At 72.3% G+C, this 16,173-nt stretch carries 15 protein-coding genes and 1 pseudogene; 10 read left to right on the forward strand and 6 right to left on the reverse strand.

Translation table 11 applies throughout. From position 1 onward, the window contains the following. Positions 1–84 precede the first annotated feature (84 nt). From ABZ818_RS23065 to ABZ818_RS23095, 7 genes and pseudogenes are all read left to right on the forward strand, one after another. Positions 85–336, forward strand: coding sequence for a hypothetical protein (locus tag ABZ818_RS23065; RefSeq protein ID WP_361417600.1), 252 nt, complete (start codon positions 85–87; stop codon positions 334–336). A gap of 33 nt (positions 337–369) precedes the next feature. Beyond that, the gene (locus ABZ818_RS23070; RefSeq protein WP_361417603.1) at positions 370–1,599 is read left to right on the forward strand and encodes an SPFH domain-containing protein; all 1,230 of its coding nucleotides are present in this window, start codon (positions 370–372) and stop codon (positions 1,597–1,599) included. A gap of 51 nt (positions 1,600–1,650) precedes the next feature. Further along, the gene (locus tag ABZ818_RS23075) at positions 1,651–4,662 is read left to right on the forward strand and encodes a glycoside hydrolase family 38 C-terminal domain-containing protein (protein ID WP_361417606.1); all 3,012 of its coding nucleotides are present in this window, start codon (positions 1,651–1,653) and stop codon (positions 4,660–4,662) included. An 81-nt stretch (positions 4,663–4,743) separates the two neighbouring features. Beyond that, entirely contained in the window at positions 4,744–5,211 is a 468-nt protein-coding gene (locus tag ABZ818_RS23080) for a DUF4231 domain-containing protein (protein WP_361417609.1), read from the forward strand. Positions 5,212–5,272: 61 nt separating this feature from the next. Further along, positions 5,273–5,512: pseudogene (locus tag ABZ818_RS23085) on the forward strand (hypothetical protein); the annotation flags it as partial. A gap of 68 nt (positions 5,513–5,580) precedes the next feature. After that, positions 5,581–6,372, forward strand: coding sequence for an aldo/keto reductase (locus tag ABZ818_RS23090; protein WP_361417612.1), 792 nt, complete (start codon positions 5,581–5,583; stop codon positions 6,370–6,372). Then, positions 6,369–7,208 (forward strand): amidohydrolase family protein, encoded by an 840-nt coding sequence (locus ABZ818_RS23095; RefSeq protein ID WP_361417615.1) that lies wholly within the window; start codon positions 6,369–6,371, stop codon positions 7,206–7,208. Before ABZ818_RS23090 ends, ABZ818_RS23095 begins: the two co-directional genes overlap by 4 nt. Before the next feature lie 15 nt (positions 7,209–7,223). On the opposite strand, the gene ABZ818_RS23100 is transcribed toward ABZ818_RS23095, so the two are convergent. Both ABZ818_RS23100 and ABZ818_RS23105 read right to left on the reverse strand, forming a co-directional pair. After that, positions 7,224–7,631 (reverse strand): DUF3224 domain-containing protein, encoded by a 408-nt coding sequence (locus ABZ818_RS23100; protein WP_361417618.1) that lies wholly within the window; start codon positions 7,629–7,631, stop codon positions 7,224–7,226. A 40-nt stretch (positions 7,632–7,671) separates the two neighbouring features. Beyond that, positions 7,672–9,102, reverse strand: coding sequence for a lipase maturation factor family protein (locus ABZ818_RS23105; protein ID WP_361417622.1), 1,431 nt, complete (start codon positions 9,100–9,102; stop codon positions 7,672–7,674). A 100-nt stretch (positions 9,103–9,202) separates the two neighbouring features. Between ABZ818_RS23105 and ABZ818_RS23110 the strand changes: the two genes are divergently transcribed. Then, entirely contained in the window at positions 9,203–11,290 is a 2,088-nt protein-coding gene (locus ABZ818_RS23110; RefSeq protein ID WP_361417625.1) for a SpoIIE family protein phosphatase, read from the forward strand. Positions 11,291–11,370: 80 nt separating this feature from the next. Beyond that, positions 11,371–12,234: a DNA-formamidopyrimidine glycosylase family protein gene (locus ABZ818_RS23115; RefSeq protein ID WP_361417627.1), complete on the forward strand. Its 864-nt coding sequence runs from the start codon at positions 11,371–11,373 to the stop codon at positions 12,232–12,234. A 4-nt stretch (positions 12,235–12,238) separates the two neighbouring features. Here ABZ818_RS23115 and ABZ818_RS23120 read toward each other — a convergent pair whose 3' ends face one another. The 3 genes from ABZ818_RS23120 to ABZ818_RS23130 form a co-directional block, all read right to left on the reverse strand. Further along, a complete protein-coding gene (locus ABZ818_RS23120) occupies positions 12,239–12,889 on the reverse strand; it encodes a zf-HC2 domain-containing protein (RefSeq protein ID WP_361417630.1) in 651 nt (216 codons plus the stop codon). A gap of 165 nt (positions 12,890–13,054) precedes the next feature. Further along, positions 13,055–13,570: a hypothetical protein gene (locus ABZ818_RS23125; protein WP_361417633.1), complete on the reverse strand. Its 516-nt coding sequence runs from the start codon at positions 13,568–13,570 to the stop codon at positions 13,055–13,057. 148 nt (positions 13,571–13,718) lie between these two features. Then, complete coding sequence (locus tag ABZ818_RS23130) at positions 13,719–14,267, reverse strand: sigma-70 family RNA polymerase sigma factor (protein ID WP_361417636.1); 549 nt, start codon at positions 14,265–14,267, stop codon at positions 13,719–13,721. A 210-nt stretch (positions 14,268–14,477) separates the two neighbouring features. Between ABZ818_RS23130 and ABZ818_RS23135 the strand changes: the two genes are divergently transcribed. Then, positions 14,478–15,641, forward strand: coding sequence for a CapA family protein (locus tag ABZ818_RS23135; RefSeq protein ID WP_361417638.1), 1,164 nt, complete (start codon positions 14,478–14,480; stop codon positions 15,639–15,641). A gap of 6 nt (positions 15,642–15,647) precedes the next feature. Here the strand turns inward: ABZ818_RS23135 and ABZ818_RS23140 are convergent, their stop codons facing one another. Further along, positions 15,648–16,145 carry a MarR family transcriptional regulator gene (locus tag ABZ818_RS23140; RefSeq protein WP_361417641.1) on the reverse strand — a complete coding sequence of 166 codons (498 nt, stop codon included), beginning with the start codon at positions 16,143–16,145 and terminating at the stop codon, positions 15,648–15,650. Between the last annotated feature and the right edge of the window lie 28 nt (positions 16,146–16,173).

A 16,173-nucleotide genomic window follows, 5' to 3' on the forward strand; every position in this document is an offset into this window, starting at 1 on the left:
AGGCCGGTGCAGCGGCGTATGCGGCCCGTCCGAGTGGGTCTAAGGTCGAAGGCAGAGGACGCGTACGAGGGGAACCGGTCGGCGATGGCACAGGACGAGGCCGTGATCGGCTGCACGGGGGAGCTTCTCATCGGAACGCGCGGTTCCGCCGGTCCGGGCGAGATCCTGGTACGGGTCAGAGGCGGTTCCGAGACCTTTCTCGCCTGGTCGCAGGAACCGCTGCCGATCGGTGCGACGGTGCTCGTGGTCGAATCACGCGGATGCCGTGAGGTCGACGTCATCGCGTGGGGCGACCCCTTGGAGAGATTGCGGGACGATCCTGTGGATCGGGGCTGATCCGGGCTGATCCGGACTAAGGAGAACAAGACCATGTTCGGTTACCGCGTTCCCGCCCCCGACGAGGCGATGCTGATCTCCGGAGGCAGGCGGGGACTGGGGGGCGCGCCGTTCCGGGTGGTGACGGGCCACGGCAAGTTCGTGCTCCCCGTCTTCCGCAAGGTCCGCTTCCTCACCCTGTCGATGTGCGAGTCCGAGGTCGTCGAGACCTGCGTCACCAGGCAGGGCATCGCGCTGCACGTGCGCGCCGTCATCGCCTTCAAGGTCGGCAACGACACCGAGAGCATCATCAACGCGGGCCAGCGGTTCCTCTCCGACCAGGACCAGATGTCGGTCCTGACCGGCCGGATCTTCGCCGGCCATCTGCGGGCCATCATCGGCTCGATGACGGTCGAGGAGATCGTCACCGAACGGCAGAAGCTCGCCGCCGAGGTGCTGGACACCTCGAAGACCGAGATGGCGAAGATCGGCCTGATCGTGGACTCGCTGCAGATCCAGTCGATCGACGACGGGGACACCGGCTACATCGACGCGATGTCCGCGCCGCACAAGGCGGCCATCCGGCGGCAGGCCCAGATCGCCCAGGCCCAGGCCAACCAGGCCGCCGCCCAGGCGGAGCAGGAGGCGGCGCGCAAGCAGGCCGAGTACGCCCGGCAGACCGCGGTGGTGAAGGCGGAGTACTCGGCCGAGGTGGACCGGGCCCAGGCGCGGTCGGCCCAGGCCGGCCCGCTGGCGCAGGCACACGCCCGGCAGGAGGTGCTCGACGCCCAGACCGAACTGGCTCAGCGGCAGGCCAAGTTGCGTCAGCAGGAGCTGGTGGCCGAGATCGTGAAGCCCGCCGAGGCCGAGGCCGAACGCGTCAGGGTCCTCGCCGCCGCCGAGGCGCAGCGGATGAAGATCCAGGCCGAGGCCGCGGCGTCGTACGACCGTGTCGCCCTGGACCGGATGCTGATCGACCAACTGCCGCTGATCGTGAAGGAGGCCGCGGGAGGCCTCTCCGGGGCCAACGTCAACGTCCTGAACGGCGCCGACGGGCTCGGCGAGATCGCGGCCGGCCTGGTCGCCCAGGGCCTGACGATCCTGGACTCGGTCCGGCAGAACCTGAACGGCCACGGCGACCGGAACTCCGGCGGAGCCCGCCCCGAAGAGGGCGACGGCCGGCTCGCGCTGCGGGGCCCGAGCGCACCGCGGCCGGACACCGAGGGAGCCGAGCCGCGCGAGGGCACGGCCGACGGGGAACGGCCGGACCCCCGAACCCGCTGATGCCCGCCCCGGGCCCGGACCGCCGCCCGCCCACCCCACGGAGCGTCCCTCATGCATGACGACCGCGGCCTGGTCGAGGCCCGCCTCCGGCGGGTGCTCGGCGAGCGCATCCGTCCCGCCGTGTATCCCGAGTCCGTCCCGCTGGAGGTGGCGGTGTGGCACGCGCCCGGCGAGCCCGTACCGGTCGCCGAAGGCCTGGCCGCCGAGCCCGAGCCGATCGAGGTCGGCACCCGGTGGGGTGCGCCGTGGGGGACCAGCTGGTTCCGGGTGACCGGCACCGTGCCCGAGGCGTGGGCCGGGAGAACCGTCGAAGCCCTGCTCGACCTCGGCTTCGACGAGAACATGCCCGGCTTCCAGTGCGAGGGCCTGGTCCTCCGGCCGGACGGCACCCCGGTGAAAGGGCTCAACCCGCGCAACCAGTGGGTCCGCGTCGGCGCCCCCGCCCTGGGCGGCGAGGAGGTGCGCCTGCACATCGAGGCCGCCTCCAACCCCGTCATCCCCGGCTTCCTGCCCACTCCGCTCGGCGACCGCGAGACGGCGGGCGACGAGCCGCAGTACACGCTCACACGCATGGACCTCGCAGTGTTCGACGAGAACGTGTGGCAGCTCGTCATCGACCTGGAGGTGCTGGGCGAGCTGATGGCCGAGCTGCCGGCGGACTCGCAGCGCCGCTGGGAGATCCGGCGCGCGGTGGACGGGGCGCTGGACGCGGTCGACCTCCAGGACGTGAACGGCACGGCGGAGCGGGCCCGCGCCCGGCTCACCGAGGTGCTGGCCGCGCCCGCCGCCGCCTCCGCGCACCGGATCAGCGCGGTCGGGCACGCCCACATCGACTCGGCGTGGCTGTGGCCGCTGCGCGAGACGGTGCGCAAGGTGGCCCGCACCGCGTCCAACATGACCGCGCTGCTCGAGGACGAGCCGGAGTTCGTCTTCGCCATGTCCCAGGCCCAGCAGTGGGCGTGGCTCAAGGAGCGGCGGCCCGAGGTGTGGGCGCGGGTGAAGAAGGCCGTGGCGGACGGCCGGTTCGTGCCGGCCGGCGGCATGTGGGTGGAGTCCGACACCAACATGCCCGGCTCGGAGGCGATGGCCCGGCAGTTCGTGCACGGCAAGCGGTTCTTCCTCGACGAGTTCGGCGTCGAGAACGACGAGGCATGGCTGCCCGACACGTTCGGCTTCGCCGCCGGACTGCCGCAGATCATCAGGGCGGCGGGTTCCACCCGGCTGCTCACGCAGAAGATCTCCTGGTCACGCACGAACGCGTTCCCGCACCACACCTTCTGGTGGGAGGGCATCGACGGCACCCGGATCTTCACCCACTTCCCGCCCGTCGACACCTACAACTGCTCCATGACGGGCGGCGAGATCGCCCACGCGGCACGCACCTTCAAGGACAAGGGCGCCGCCCGGCACTCCCTCGCACCTACCGGCTGGGGCGACGGAGGCGGCGGCACCACCCGGGAGATGGTCGCCAAGGCGGCCCGGCTGCGCGATCTGGAGGGCTCGGCGCGGGTGGTGTGGGAGACACCGCGGGCCTTCTTCGACCGGGCCGAGGCCGAGTACCCGCAAGCCCCCGTCTGGGTCGGTGAGTTGTACCTGGAGCTGCACCGCGCCACCCTCACCAGCCAGGCCGGGACCAAGCAGGGCAACCGGCGCAGCGAACACCTGCTGCGGGAGGCCGAGCTGTGGGCGGCGACGGCGGCCGTACGCATCGGATTCGCCTACCCCTACGAGGAGTTGGACCGGATCTGGAAGACGGTGCTGCTGCACCAGTTCCACGACATCCTGCCCGGCTCCTCCATCGCCTGGGTGCACCGCGAGGCGCGGGACACGTACGAGCGGATCGCCCGGGAGCTGAACCGGATCGTCGAGTCCGCGCAGCGCGCGCTGGCGGGTGAGGGCGCCACACCGCTGGTCTTCAACGCGGCCCCGCACGCGCGGGCGGGTGTCCCGGCCGGCGGCGCCGCCACCCCGGCCACCGGGGGAAGCACGGAGCTGAGGCCCCGCGCGGGCGGCGGACACGTACTGGACAACGGTCTGCTGCGGATCGGGATCGACGACCGGGGCCTGGTCGTCTCGGTGTACGACATCGAGGCCGGCCGGGAGACGATCGCTCCGGGCCGGGCCGCGAACCTCCTCCAACTGCACCCGGACCTCCCGAACATGTGGGACGCCTGGGACGTGGACGAGTTCTACCGCAACACGGTCACCGACCTCACGGACGCCGAGTCCGTCACGGCCGGCGAGGACGGCGCCTCGGTTCGGGTCGTACGGGCCTTCGGGGACTCCCGGGTCACCCAGGTGCTGTCGCTTCCGGCGGGGGAGCGGCGGCTGGTGCTGGACACGGAGGTGGACTGGTACGAGACGGAGAAGTTCCTCAAGCTGGCCTTCCCGCTCGACGTGCACGCCGAACGGTACGCGTCGGAGACGCAGTTCGGGCACTTCTACCGGCCCACCCACACCAACACCTCCTGGGACGCGGCCAAGTTCGAGGCCTGCAACCACCGTTTCGTGCACGTGGCCGAGCCCGGCTGGGGCGTCGCCGTCGTCAACGACTCGACGTACGGCCACGATGTGACCCGCACGGTCCGCACCGACGGCGACCGGGGCACCACCACCACGGTCCGGATGTCCCTGCTGCGCGCCCCGCGCTTCCCCGACCCCGAGACCGACCAGGGCGCGCACCGCTTCCGGCACGCCCTGGTGCCGGGCGCGGACATCGGGGACGCGGTCCGCGAGGGCTGGCGGATCAACGTGCCCGAGCGGCGGCTGACCGGCGGCGGGGAGGTGGCTCCCCTGGTGACGGTGGACGAGGACGCGGTGGTCGTGACGGCGGTGAAACTGGCCGACGACGGCAGCGGCGACGTGGTGGTCCGGTTCCACGAGGCCCACGGTGGCCGGGCCAGGGCGACCTTGACGGCCGGGTTCGAGGTCGCGGACGTGACGGTGACGGATCTGCTGGAGCGGGCCCTGCCCGAGGCGGACGAACCGGAGCGGGACGGCGGCCGGATCGCCGTGCGGCTGCGCCCGTTCGAGCTGATGACGCTGCGGCTGCGGCGCGCGTGAGGCCCTGAACCGGGGGCGGCGCGGCGGGATCGGGCCGTGCCGCTCTTTTCCGGTGGGGTGCGGGGCCACGATGATGTGGCGATGACACGAAGAGCGGTGCCCGACCACTCCTGGGCCGCCCAGCCGGATCCCCTGCTGGCCCTGGCCGAACGGGAGTTGATGTTCTACACCCGGTCCTGCGACCGGGCCAGGCGGCTGCACCGCGGCACGGAGCTGGGCGCCCTCGCCACCACCTCGGTGACGGTCGTCGCCGCCGGTCTGCACGCACCGGCCTGGCTGACCGCGGTGATCGCGGGCGGTGCCGTGTTCTTCACCGGCATGCGGCAGTTGTACGATCCCGGCTCCCGCTGGGTGCTCACCGCGCGGGCACGCGAGACCCTGCGCCGGGCCGTCGACCGGTATCTGCTCCTGCCCGAACCGGAACGCGACGCCGCGGCCCGCCAGACCCTGCGGACGGTGATCGAGGAGGTCGGCGCCGACGAACTGCGCGAATGGTCCGAGTCCCGGACCCGCAGCCCGGAACCGCCACTGCCGGCCCCCGGCCCCTGAGCACGACCGGAATCCAGGCTCGTCCGCGCGAGTTCCCCCGCCACCGACCGAAAGGCCATCCGTGTCCGCGACGCCCGCCCGCATCACCGCGGCCGACACCTACGACATCCGCCTCCCCAGCTCGCGCGAACTCGACGGCTCCGACGCGATGAACCTTTCCCGGCCCGGGCACGAGAAGGACGTGATGCACATGGCGGTCGGCGCGGTCGCCAACGCGGTGTGGGACTTCGCCGTCAAACGCGCCGGCGCGCCCCTGCGGCGGCTGCTCGCCGGGGCCCACCCCGAGTGGCTGGTGACCCAGACGATCCGCCGGACCAGGGCGCTCGCCGAGTGGGACCCGTACTGGATCGGGTCGCGACAGGAGGCCCGATGAGGACGCTGGGCGGGAGCGGGGTCGAGGCCGGCGCCCTCGGTTTCGGTGCCGCCGCCATCGGCAACCTCCACACCGAAGTGGACGAGGAGCAGGCGCGAGCGGCCGTGCCCGCCAGCCACCGCCGGGTGTGGGACCTCAGCGCCGACGGGGTACGGCGAAGTCTGGAGGCCGGCCTCGAACGGCTCGGCCTGGACCGCGTCGACGTCGTCCACCTTCACGACCCCGACGACCACGCCGAGCAGGCCTTGCGCGAGGGCTACCCGGCGCTGAAGGAACTGCGTGCCCAGGGGGTGGTCGGGGCCATCGGGGCGGGCATGAACCAGTCGGAGATGCTGACCCGCTTCGTCCGCGACACGGACGTGGACGTGGTGCTGTGCGCCGGCCGATACACCCTGCTGGACCAGCGCGCCCGGACGGAGCTGCTGCCCGCGGCCGCCGAGCGGGGCGTGTCCGTCGTCATCGGTGGCGCCTTCAACTCCGGCCTGCTTGCGGACCCCAGGCCCGGAGCCACGTACAACTACGTCAGCGCACCACCGGAGTTGGTGGATCATGCCCAGTGCATGAAGGCGGTGGCCGACCGTCACGGCCTCACCCTGCGGGGCGCGGCCCTGAGATTCTGCGCCGACCACCCGGCCGTGGCCTCCGTCCTGGTCGGTACCCGCTCGGCCGATGAAGTCCGCGACTGTGCCGAGCAGTTCGCCGCACCCGTGCCCGCCCGCTTCTGGCAGGAGCTGCGAGACACCGGACTGCTGCCCCGGGAGGAACCGTCACGAGAGGCGATGCCATGACCGTCGACGCCCACCACCACGTCTGGGACCTGACGGTACGCGACCAGGACTGGATCACGGGAGAGGAACTGCGGCCGCTGCGTCGGGACTTCACCGTCGAAGACCTTCAGCCGCAGGCCCGTGCCGCCGGAGTCGACCGCACGGTCCTCGTCCAGACGGTCACCGTGCCCGAGGAGACCCCCGAGCTGCTGGCCCTGGCGGACGCGCACGACCTGATCGCGGGCGTGGTCGGCTGGGTGGACCTCACCCGGCCCGACATCGCGGCCGAACTGGCCCGGCTGCGGGACCTGCCCGGCGGCCGGCACCTCAAGGGCGTCCGCCACCAGGTCCAGGCCGAGCCCGACCCGCGGTGGCTGCTCCGTCCCGATGTCCGCCGGGGGCTGGCGGCGGTCTCCGACGCCGGCCTGGTCCACGACCTGGTCGTCGTCCCCCACCAGCTCCCGGCCTGCGTCGAGTCCGCCGCCGGCCATCCCGGTCTGACCTTCGTCCTCGACCACCTGGGCAAGCCGCCGATCGCCTCGGGCGAACGCGAGCCCTGGGCCACGGCCGTCCGGGCGCTCGCCGCCCTGCCCAACACCGTCTGCAAACTGTCCGGCCTGGTCACCGAAGCCGACCCCGCCACCTGGACCACCGCCGATCTGCGCCCCTACGCCGACGTGGTCCTGGACGCCTTCGGCCCGGACCGCCTGATGTACGGCTCGGACTGGCCGGTGTGCACCCTGGCCGCGGGATACGCCGAGGTCCTCGCCGCGGCCCGGGAGCTGACCTCGGAGCTCAGCGCCGCCGAACGCGCGGCCGTCTTCGAGGGGACGGCCACTCGCGTGTACGGACTGTGACCGGACGGGCGCGCCTCAGCCGAGTGCGTAGTCGAACCAGATCCGGTGCGTGCCGTCCGCGTCGATCCGCAGACCGCCGGTGCCGGTGATCCCGGCCAGCTCGCCGGTGCCGCTGGCCGGGACGACGGTGAAGAACTCGGCCGTGCGGTCGGTGCCGGTCGTCGTGGCCGAGTGGACGAAGTTGAAGGCGCCCCGCCGCTCGTGCAGCGTGCCCTCGAACGACTCCATCGCCACATACGTGCCGACGCCGGACTCCTGGTCGTACGCGGCGGTGAACAGGGTCGCCGCGCGGCCGGTGATCTCGCCCTCGAAGTACTTCTCCAGTGTCGCGACGCCGACCGGGAGGCCGGTGGAGACGTCCGGGTCCGGCTTGAGACCGGTGGGGTTGAACGACTTCACGGTGAAGGTGCCCGTAGCTCTCATGCCCGCGACCGTACCGGCCGGGTCCGACAACGGGGGCCGGTCACGGCTCCCGGGTGCCTGCCGCCAGCCGGGTCGGCGGCAGGAAGTCCCGCACATAGGCGCGGTCCCAGCAGGCGCCGGTCGCCCGCAGCTGCCGCCACGTCGTGTAGTGGTAGCGGAAGAGCCGGGCGCGGACGTAGCGCGGGGGCTCGTCGGGCGGGAAGGGGGAGCGGCGCAGCAGCCGGAGGGTGTCGCGGTCGTTCTCCAGGAGACGCTCCACCAGCGCGCCGAACCAGACGCCCGCGTAGGCCGGGGACAGCGCGGCGAACCACATCATCCAGTCCAGGCGCAGATGGTAGGGCGCGAACTGGCGCGGCCAGTGCCGGGGATCACCGGGCTTGCCCCGGAACTCGTACTCCCGCCAGTCCGCTTCCTCGTGGTCCTCGTCCCGCACCTCGTCCAGCGTGCCCTCCACCACCACCTCGTAGCGGACGCGGCTGACGCTGCCGAAGGCGCCGTAGGTGTTGACCAGGTGCAGCGGGTCGAAGGAGCGGTTCATGACCTGACGGCGGGAGACCATGTTCACCACCGGGCGGTAGCTGAGGAACACCACCAGCGCGGCCACGGCGAGAACCACGACCTCGTACCACAGCGGCGCGGCCGGCACGGACGGCGTGTTCCCCGGGAAGCGGACCGCGGACAGCGCCAGCACGATCGTGATCCAGTTCAGCCAGGAGAAGTTCCCGGACAGCACCAGCCACAACTGGGTGACGATCATCAGCGTGGCGCCGGCCGTGGCGATGGGCTGCGGAGTGAACAGCAGGAACGGCACGATCAGCTGCGTGACGTGGTTGGCGGCCACCTCCGCCTTGTGCACCGGCCCTGGCAGATGGTGGAAGAACCAGCTCAGCGGGCCCGGCATCGGCTGCGTCTCGTGGTGGTAGTGCAGACAGGTCAGCTTCCGCCAGCAGGCGTCGCCGCGCAGCTTGATCAGCCCGGCGCCGAACTCGACGCGGAAGAGGATCCAGCGCAGCAGGAACAGCACGACGACGGGCGAGGCCACCTCGTCGTTGCCGAGGAAGACCGCGAGGAACCCGGTCTCCAGCAGCAGTGACTCCCATCCGAAGCCGTACCAGGTCTGCCCGACGTTGACGATCGACAGATACAGCGCCCAGGGGACGAGCCACAGCAGCATGCCCGCCCACAGCGGCACCAGTGAGTCCGCGCCCGCGACCAGCGCCGCCGACACCGCGCACCCGGCCCAGGCGACCGCCGCGAAGAGCCGGTCGGAGTAGCGCAGGTGGAACAGGCTCGGCGCCCGGGTGAACGGCACCCGCTCGAGGAAACGGGGGATCGGCAGCATGCCCCGCTCGCCGAGCAGCGCGCGGAACTGGAGGGCCGCCGTCAGGAACGCGACGAGATACACCGCGGCCAGCGCCCGCTGGAAGACCAGCCGGCTCAGCCAGTACTCGGGTGCGGTGAACCAACCCACGGTCGAGCGCTCCTCTCCTCGCGTCCTCCGGGAAAGTCACGGGCCCCGGCTACCCCACCCCCGGCTCGAAGAATCAGTCAATCCCTGGCAAGGTGTCCCCATGGCTGATCAGGGAGCGCCTGCCCTGTCACTCCCGGAGGACTGGCCCGCCCACCCGGAACCCATTCTGGCGCTCAACGGCATGGGCACCTTCGACTGGGACCTGGACGCCGGGCTCGTGCACTTGGACGCCCAGGCCCACCGAATCTTCGACATCACCCCTGAGGAGAACGACGGCCGGCCGGACACCCTGGGCGAGCGGCTGCTGCGGTCCGAGCGCGAGCGCCTGGATTCGCTGGTGGCCCAGGCGATGAAGGAGGGCCGCGAGAACTACGGCACCTACGTCCGTCTCCGCCGCCGCGACGGCGGTCTGCGCTGGGCCCACATCCAGGGCTGCATCCGCCGCGACCAGACGAGCCGGCCGCGCAGGATCATCGGGATCATCCGGGACGCCTCCGAGGAGCTCAACGACATCGCCGCCCGCCGGGAGCGGGCCGCCCAGGCCGCGGCCCGGCGCAAGCAGACCAACGTCGTGGAGACCGCCACCGCCGCCCTCGCCCACGCGCGCACCGTGCAGGACGTCATCGACGTCGTCAAGGACTCCCACGGGCTGGCCCTCCTCGGCTCCAAGAGCCTGGTCCTCGGCCTGGTCGAGGCCGGCCGCATCCGCCTCGTCGCCGAAGGCCCCGAGGGCTCCTCCGTGCCCGGCACTCGCGTCACCCGGATCGACGAGCCGTACCCGATGAGCGAGGCCGTGCGCACCCTCAGCCCCCGCTTCATCGAGTCCCCGGAGGACTTCGCCGAGCGCTACCCCATCCTGTGGCCGCACATCACGGGACTGGACATCACCTCGGCCGCCTATCTGCCGCTGATAGCCCAGGCCCGCCCGATCGGCGGCATGGGCCTGCTCTACAGCGACCGGCGGGGCTTCACCTCGGAGGAGCGCAACGTCCTGATCGCCCTCGGCAGCAGCATCGCGCAGAGCCTCCAGCGGGCCATGCTCTACGAGCAGGAGAAGGACCTCGCCCAGGGCCTGCAACAGGCCATGCTGCCGCGCACCATCCCCAGCGTGCCCGGCGCCGACGTCGCCGTCCGCTACCGCTCCGGCTACGCGGGCGGCTCCCTGGGCCGGGACATCGGCGGCGACTGGTACGACCTGATCCCGTTGCCCGGCGGCCGGGTCGGCGCCGTCATCGGCGACGTCCAGGGCCACGACACGCACGCCGCCGCCGTCATGGGCCAGCTCCGCATCGTGCTGCGCGCCTACGCCGCCGAGGGCCACGCTCCGGCCACCGTGATGGCCCGCGCCTCGGTCTTCCTGCACGAACTCGACACGGACCGCTTCGCCACCTGTCTGTACGCGGAGGCCGACCTGTCCACCGGCGTGGTCCAGCTGGTGCGGGCCGGGCACATCGACCCGCTGGTCCGGCACAACGACGGAAGCTGCCACCGGGTCGCCGTCGACGGGGGGCTGCCGCTCGGCCTGTCCGCCGAGTTCGGCAGCCTGGAGTACCCGGTCGGCACCATGGAGCTCGATCCCGGGCAGTCCCTGGTGCTGTGCACCGACGGCCTGGTCGAACAGCCCGGCGCCGACCTCGACGACGGCATACGGGCCCTGGCGCGGTCCGTCGCCGCCGGACCCGGCGACGTACGGGACCTCGCCGACCGGCTGATCGCGATGGCCGAGGCGCGAGGCGGCGACGACGACGTGGCCCTGCTGGTGCTGCGCCGCCGGGTGCCGGCCGAGCGGCAGCCCGTCGGCCGGCTCCAGCAGTACGTGGCCCCCGGCGACCCCGAGGCCCTGACCCGGGCCCGGCACATGATCCGCACGGCGGTGCGGGACTGGGGCGCCGGGGAGGACTCGTACGAGATCGAACTCGTGGCCGACGAGCTGATCACCAACGCCCTGATGCACACCGAGGGCGCCGCGATCGTCACCCTTCGGGTCCTCAGCGGCCCGGCCCGGCGGCTGCGGATCGAGGTCGAGGACTCCTCCAGCGCCCTGCCGCGCCGCCGCGAACCGGGAGAGGACGGCGTCTCCGGCCGGGGACTGCTGCTCGTGGACCGGCTCACCGACGTGTGGGGCGTGGAGGCGCGCGGCGGCGGCAAGTGCGTGTGGTGCGAGTTCGCGGTCCCTGACCAGAGCTGAGAGCCGAGAACCGGGAGCCGAGAGCCCAGGCGTCCGGCGCACCGCATGGCGTCCCGGGCCTCCGGTGGCACTCTGGACCTATGCCGGAACTGCCCGAGGTCGAAGCGCTCAAGGACTTCCTGACCGACCATCTGGTCGGCCACGAGATCGTGCGCGTACTGCCCGTCGCGATCAGCGTGCTGAAGACGTACGACCCCCCGGTCACCGCCCTCGAAGGCCACGAGGTCACCGCGGTGCACCGGCACGGCAAGTTCCTGGACCTGAGCACGGACGGCGGCCCCCACCTCGTCACCCACCTGGCCCGCGGGGGCTGGCTCCAGTGGAAGGACCGGCTGCCCGACGGCGCGCCCCGCCCCGGCAAGGGCCCGCTCGCCCTGCGCGTCGCCCTGGAGAACGGCGCGGGGTTCGACCTCACCGAGGCCGGCACCCAGAAGCGGCTCGCGGTCCACGTCGTACGGGATCCGCAGGAGGTGCCCGGAGTGGCCCGCCTCGGACCCGATCCGCTGGCCGACGACTTCGACGAGGAGCGGTTCGCCCGGCTGCTCGCGGGGGAGCGGCGGCAGATCAAGGGCGCCCTGCGCGACCAGGGCCTGATCGCGGGTGTCGGCAACGCCTACAGCGACGAGATCCTGCACGCGGCGAAGATGTCCCCGTTCAAGCTGGCCGCCTCCCTGACGCCGCGGGAGACACGAACCCTGTACGAGGCTTTGCGCACCACCCTGACGGAGGCGGTCGCGCGCTCCAGGGGCCTCGCGGCTGGACGGCTGAAGGCGGAGAAGAAGGGCGGCCTGCGCGTGCACGGCCGGACCGGCGAACCCTGCCCGGTGTGCGGGGACACCATCCGCGAGGTGTCCTTCAGCGACTCCTCGCTCCAGTACTGCCCGACCTGCCAGACGGGCGGGAAGCCGCTGGCCGACCGGCGCCTGTCCCGGCTGCTCAAGTGACGGCTCAGCGCGCGTCGAGGGTCACCAGGGGCCGCCCGTCCGCGGTGCGCACCTCGAAGCGGTCGATCTGGCCCGGATGCATCGTCGTGCCGCCCGCGACCGTGCTGGGCCGCGCGTCGTGCGGGGCGACGTTCCAGGTGGTCACGATCTGCTCCGAGCCGTCCCGGCCGACCACGACGAGCCGGCAGGAATAGGGGCCCGCGCCGTCCTTGACCCGCACCTCCACATCGCTGCCCCAGTTCCGGTCGGCGGCCCTGACCTCGGCCCACACGCCCGTGGTCGCGTCGGTCGCCGAGTACCGGGCGGGCCCGTCGTGGTGCCCGGCGACGGCGGCGACCGCGGGTCCGCCCACGGCGAGCACCACCGAGGCGGCCAGCCCGTAGAGGACGCGCCGGCGTCCGGCCCGGCGCCGCCGTGCCACCTCGCCGAGCAGCCGGTCCAGCAGGGCGGGGCCGGGCCGGGTCATGGGGTGCACGAAGCTCGGCGTGGCCCGGCGGTACAGCATCAGCTGCCGTGCCGTGGGTCCGAACTCGGTGACGTGCGCCGCGCAGCGAGCGCACTCCATGAGGTGGTCCTCGAAGCGGAAGGCGTCCGCCTCGTCCAGCATGCCGAGCGCGTACGCGCCGACGTCGCGATGCCGTTCCAGGGACCTCATGCCGAATCCTCGTGCCTGTGAGTGCGAGTGGGGTTACTCCTTGCTCCCACCCGTACGCACCCGGCACTGGAATCACTCAGCCGCGTTCCGAATCGTAATCAAGACGTTCGGAGCGGCCGGCCTCGCGGATTGGTCGGATTCCAAGAAAGATCTAGAAGAAAAGATCTAGAAGAGGTGGATGGCCAGATGCCCGAGGGGCAGTCCGAGCCGCCAGGCGGGCGTCCACACCTTGGGTCCTTCGTCCTCGCCGACCACGCCCGCGCCGCCCGGCACCGCGTCCAGATCGGGCGCGAGCAGTTCGGTCTCCTCCAGCCAGCGCCAGGCCGCCTCGGCCAGCGCCAGGTCCGGCGAGGGCACCCCGCGGGCGTCCGCCTCGGCCGCGAGGCAGGCCATCCGCTGGCACACCCAGTCCTGCCACGGCTGGTCGTACGCGGTCAGCGACAGCCAGGTCTCCAGCTGGGAGACCACCCGGACACGGGACAGCTCGCCGCCGGTGTCGGAGAGGAAGATGGTGAGCGCCAGCGCGTCCCGCCCGGCGCGGAACTCGAACGACGTCGGCGGCATCAGGTCGCCGGTACGCAGCAGTTCGTCGGCGATGTACTCGGCGTACAACCAGGCCATGGGGACGGCCAGTTCGCCGCCGCCCTGGCCGTCCGTGCTCTCGTGACCTCTGTGCAGCATCCCTTCCTGCCTTCCTCCGGTACGCGCTCCTCACCCGACCCCGGGTCCCGGGGTCCCGCCCCCTGTCGGAAAACGGATGAGGACAGCCGATTACTCAACGGCGGTCCACGGCAAGGCGCTTTACGGAGGTTTGACTCGGCAGTCGGTTTCACCGCAGGTCGGCCGCGTATCCCGGAAGCATCCTGCGCAGGGCGCGCAGCGCGTAGTACGCGCGGGACTTCACGGTACCGGGTGGGATCCCCAGGGTCCGGGCGGCCTCCGCCACACTGGCCCCCCGGAAGTACACCAGCACCAGGACTTCACGGTGCTCGGGAGTGAGTGTCTTCACAGCCTCCCGGACGTCGAGCGTCGCGGCGGACCGCTCGGCGTGGTCGGCGATGACCCGCGCGTTCTCCAGCTCCGCGTCCCCGACCTCGCGCGGGCGGGCCTGCCGGGCGCGGCGCGCGTCGATGGCGAGCCGGCGCGCCACGGTCAGCAGCCACGGCCGCACCGAGTCGAAGGCGTCGGCGCGCAGCGCCTCGGGGTGCTGCCAGGCGCGTACGAGCGTCTCCTGGAGCAGGTCCTCGGCGCGCTGGCGGTCACCGTCGCACAGGCGCAGCAGCAGTGCGAAGAGCGGTCGGCCGTGCTCGCGTTGCAGTGCGGCGAGCTCGTGCTCGGCGGTCGTCGTCCCGTGCGGGAGGGTGGTTCCGGCCGTCATGGCCGTATGGCATCGCAGGGGGCCGCACGGGGACAGGGCGCGCACACCGCTGTGCGACGGACGGTCGATCGCGTCGGCGAACGGTACGACGAACGGTCCGTCAGGCCCCTTGTCACACACGAACGGGCTAACGAAGCCCCGATACCGTTTGCGAAAGCCGTCAGATTCGTACTCATTTGTCTGTCCATACGACCGCCCTGGGGTGAACTGATGATCGCACGCAGACAGCAGGTGTCCCTGGTCGTGACGGCCCTCCTCACCGCGGCCGCCGCCTGCCAGGCCCACCAAAGGGAAGAGCAGCACCCTCCGCCCGGCCGAGCCGCCCCGGCCCCGGACTCCGCGACCGCGCCCCGCGCGTTCACGCTCGTCGCCTCCGGCGGCATCCTGCCCGAGACCCCGGTGCTGGAGCGGGCCGCCTTCGACGCGGGCGGCTCGGGCCACGACTTCCGCCCGATGCTCGACGGCGTCAAGGACATCGTCTCCCGTGCCGATCTGGCGCTGTGTCACCTGGGCACCGTCTTCGGCGCGAACGCGTCCTACGCCGGCGCCCCGCGCTACAACTCCCCGCCCGAGCTGGCGCCGTCCCTCGCCGCGGCGGGCTACGACAGCTGCGCCACCGCCTCCGACCACGCCCTGGACGACGGCGCCGACGGCGTCCGGCGCACCCTGGACGCCCTCGACCAAGCCGGGCTGCGGCACGCCGGTACGGCGCGTGCCGAGAGTGAGTCACGCGGCACGCTCCTCCAGGCCGGGCGGGCCGTGGTCGCCCACCTCGCCTACACCTACGGGACGAACGAGGACCTTCCTCCCGATCAGCCGTGGGCCGTGCGCGTGATCGACGAGAAGCGGATCATCGAGGACGCCAGGGCCGCCCGCCAGGCGGGTGCCGAGGTCGTCGTCGTGTCCCTGAACTGGGGCCAGGCATGGCAGGACGCGCCCGACGCGCAGCAAGTGACCCTCGCCCGGAAGCTGACCGCCTCGCGTTCCGGCGGCCGGCCCGACGTCGACCTGATCCTCGGCAGCCACGCCCATGTCCCGCAGGCCTACGAGAAGGTCAACGGCACCTGGGTGGTCTACGGCCTCGGTGACCAGATCACCGGCGCCACGACCGACGACAGCGGCGCGCGGAACCCGCGCGCCAACCAGAGCACCCTCGCCCGTTTCACCTTCTCCCCGCCCGCCCGGCCCGGCGGGCGCTGGGAGGTGGCCCGGGCCGAGTTCGTCCCCGAGGTGTTCGACCTCGACGCCGGCCGGGTGCTGAACCTGAGCAGGGTCATCGCCCAGGGCGCCGACCTCCGGGGCGTGCGTGACCGGATCCGCACCGCGGTGCTCAGCCGGGGCGCGGCGAAGGACGGGCTCGTCATGGGGGAGTGAGGCCGGTCAGTCGACGTCCACGTGCTCGAAGAGGTCGAGCATCTCCCCGAGCACGCGCAGGCAGGCCCGTACCTCGGACTCCGTCAGATCGCCCCCGACCCTGCGCAGCAGCAGGTGCTCACGGGCCAGCACCGCGGTGATCGCCGCCCGGCCCGCGTCCGTGAGCCGGATCAGCGACGAGCGCTGGTGCGCAGGGTTCGGGACGCTGCGCACCAGGCCGCGGGCCGCCGCGTCGTTCACCATGCGCTGAACGAACTGGCGGCTGATCGCCTGCGCGCGCCCCATCTGCGGAACGGTCATCGGGCCGTGCTTGTGCAGCAGGTCGAGCACGGCCCGTACGCCGACGGACAGCCCCTCGACGGCCTCGCCCTGCTCGACCTTGCGCTGCACCCGCCGGTACAGCGGGCCCACCAGGTCGAACACCTCGGTGAGGCGGCGGCCGAGTTCGTCCGGTGGGAGGGGGGCCTCGGGATCGTCGTCGATGTCGCTGTCGATGTCACTCATCGCACCATCATGACACCTTGGTTGCCAA

The sequence above is a fragment of the Streptomyces sp. NPDC047453 genome (assembly GCF_040643155.1).
Lineage (GTDB): Bacteria > Actinomycetota > Actinomycetes > Streptomycetales > Streptomycetaceae > Streptomyces.

What these genes read in the sequence shown, in the direction of transcription:
- ABZ818_RS23110 (WP_361417625.1), top strand. Translation starts at nt 9,203, where the DNA reads ATGGCTGATCAGGGAGCGCCTGCCCTGTCACTCCCGGAGGACTGGCCC.
- ABZ818_RS23120 (WP_361417630.1), bottom strand. Translation starts at nt 12,889, where the DNA reads ATGAGGTCCCTGGAACGGCATCGCGACGTCGGCGCGTACGCGCTCGGC.
- ABZ818_RS23140 (WP_361417641.1), bottom strand. Translation starts at nt 16,145, where the DNA reads ATGAGTGACATCGACAGCGACATCGACGACGATCCCGAGGCCCCCCTC.
- ABZ818_RS23135 (WP_361417638.1), top strand. Translation starts at nt 14,478, where the DNA reads ATGATCGCACGCAGACAGCAGGTGTCCCTGGTCGTGACGGCCCTCCTC.
- ABZ818_RS23065 (WP_361417600.1), top strand. Translation starts at nt 85, where the DNA reads ATGGCACAGGACGAGGCCGTGATCGGCTGCACGGGGGAGCTTCTCATC.
- ABZ818_RS23100 (WP_361417618.1), bottom strand. Translation starts at nt 7,631, where the DNA reads ATGAGAGCTACGGGCACCTTCACCGTGAAGTCGTTCAACCCCACCGGT.
- ABZ818_RS23080 (WP_361417609.1), top strand. Translation starts at nt 4,744, where the DNA reads ATGACACGAAGAGCGGTGCCCGACCACTCCTGGGCCGCCCAGCCGGAT.
- ABZ818_RS23075 (WP_361417606.1), top strand. Translation starts at nt 1,651, where the DNA reads ATGCATGACGACCGCGGCCTGGTCGAGGCCCGCCTCCGGCGGGTGCTC.
- ABZ818_RS23125 (WP_361417633.1), bottom strand. Translation starts at nt 13,570, where the DNA reads ATGCTGCACAGAGGTCACGAGAGCACGGACGGCCAGGGCGGCGGCGAA.
- ABZ818_RS23090 (WP_361417612.1), top strand. Translation starts at nt 5,581, where the DNA reads ATGAGGACGCTGGGCGGGAGCGGGGTCGAGGCCGGCGCCCTCGGTTTC.
- ABZ818_RS23070 (WP_361417603.1), top strand. Translation starts at nt 370, where the DNA reads ATGTTCGGTTACCGCGTTCCCGCCCCCGACGAGGCGATGCTGATCTCC.
- ABZ818_RS23115 (WP_361417627.1), top strand. Translation starts at nt 11,371, where the DNA reads ATGCCGGAACTGCCCGAGGTCGAAGCGCTCAAGGACTTCCTGACCGAC.
- ABZ818_RS23095 (WP_361417615.1), top strand. Translation starts at nt 6,369, where the DNA reads ATGACCGTCGACGCCCACCACCACGTCTGGGACCTGACGGTACGCGAC.
- ABZ818_RS23130 (WP_361417636.1), bottom strand. Translation starts at nt 14,267, where the DNA reads ATGACGGCCGGAACCACCCTCCCGCACGGGACGACGACCGCCGAGCAC.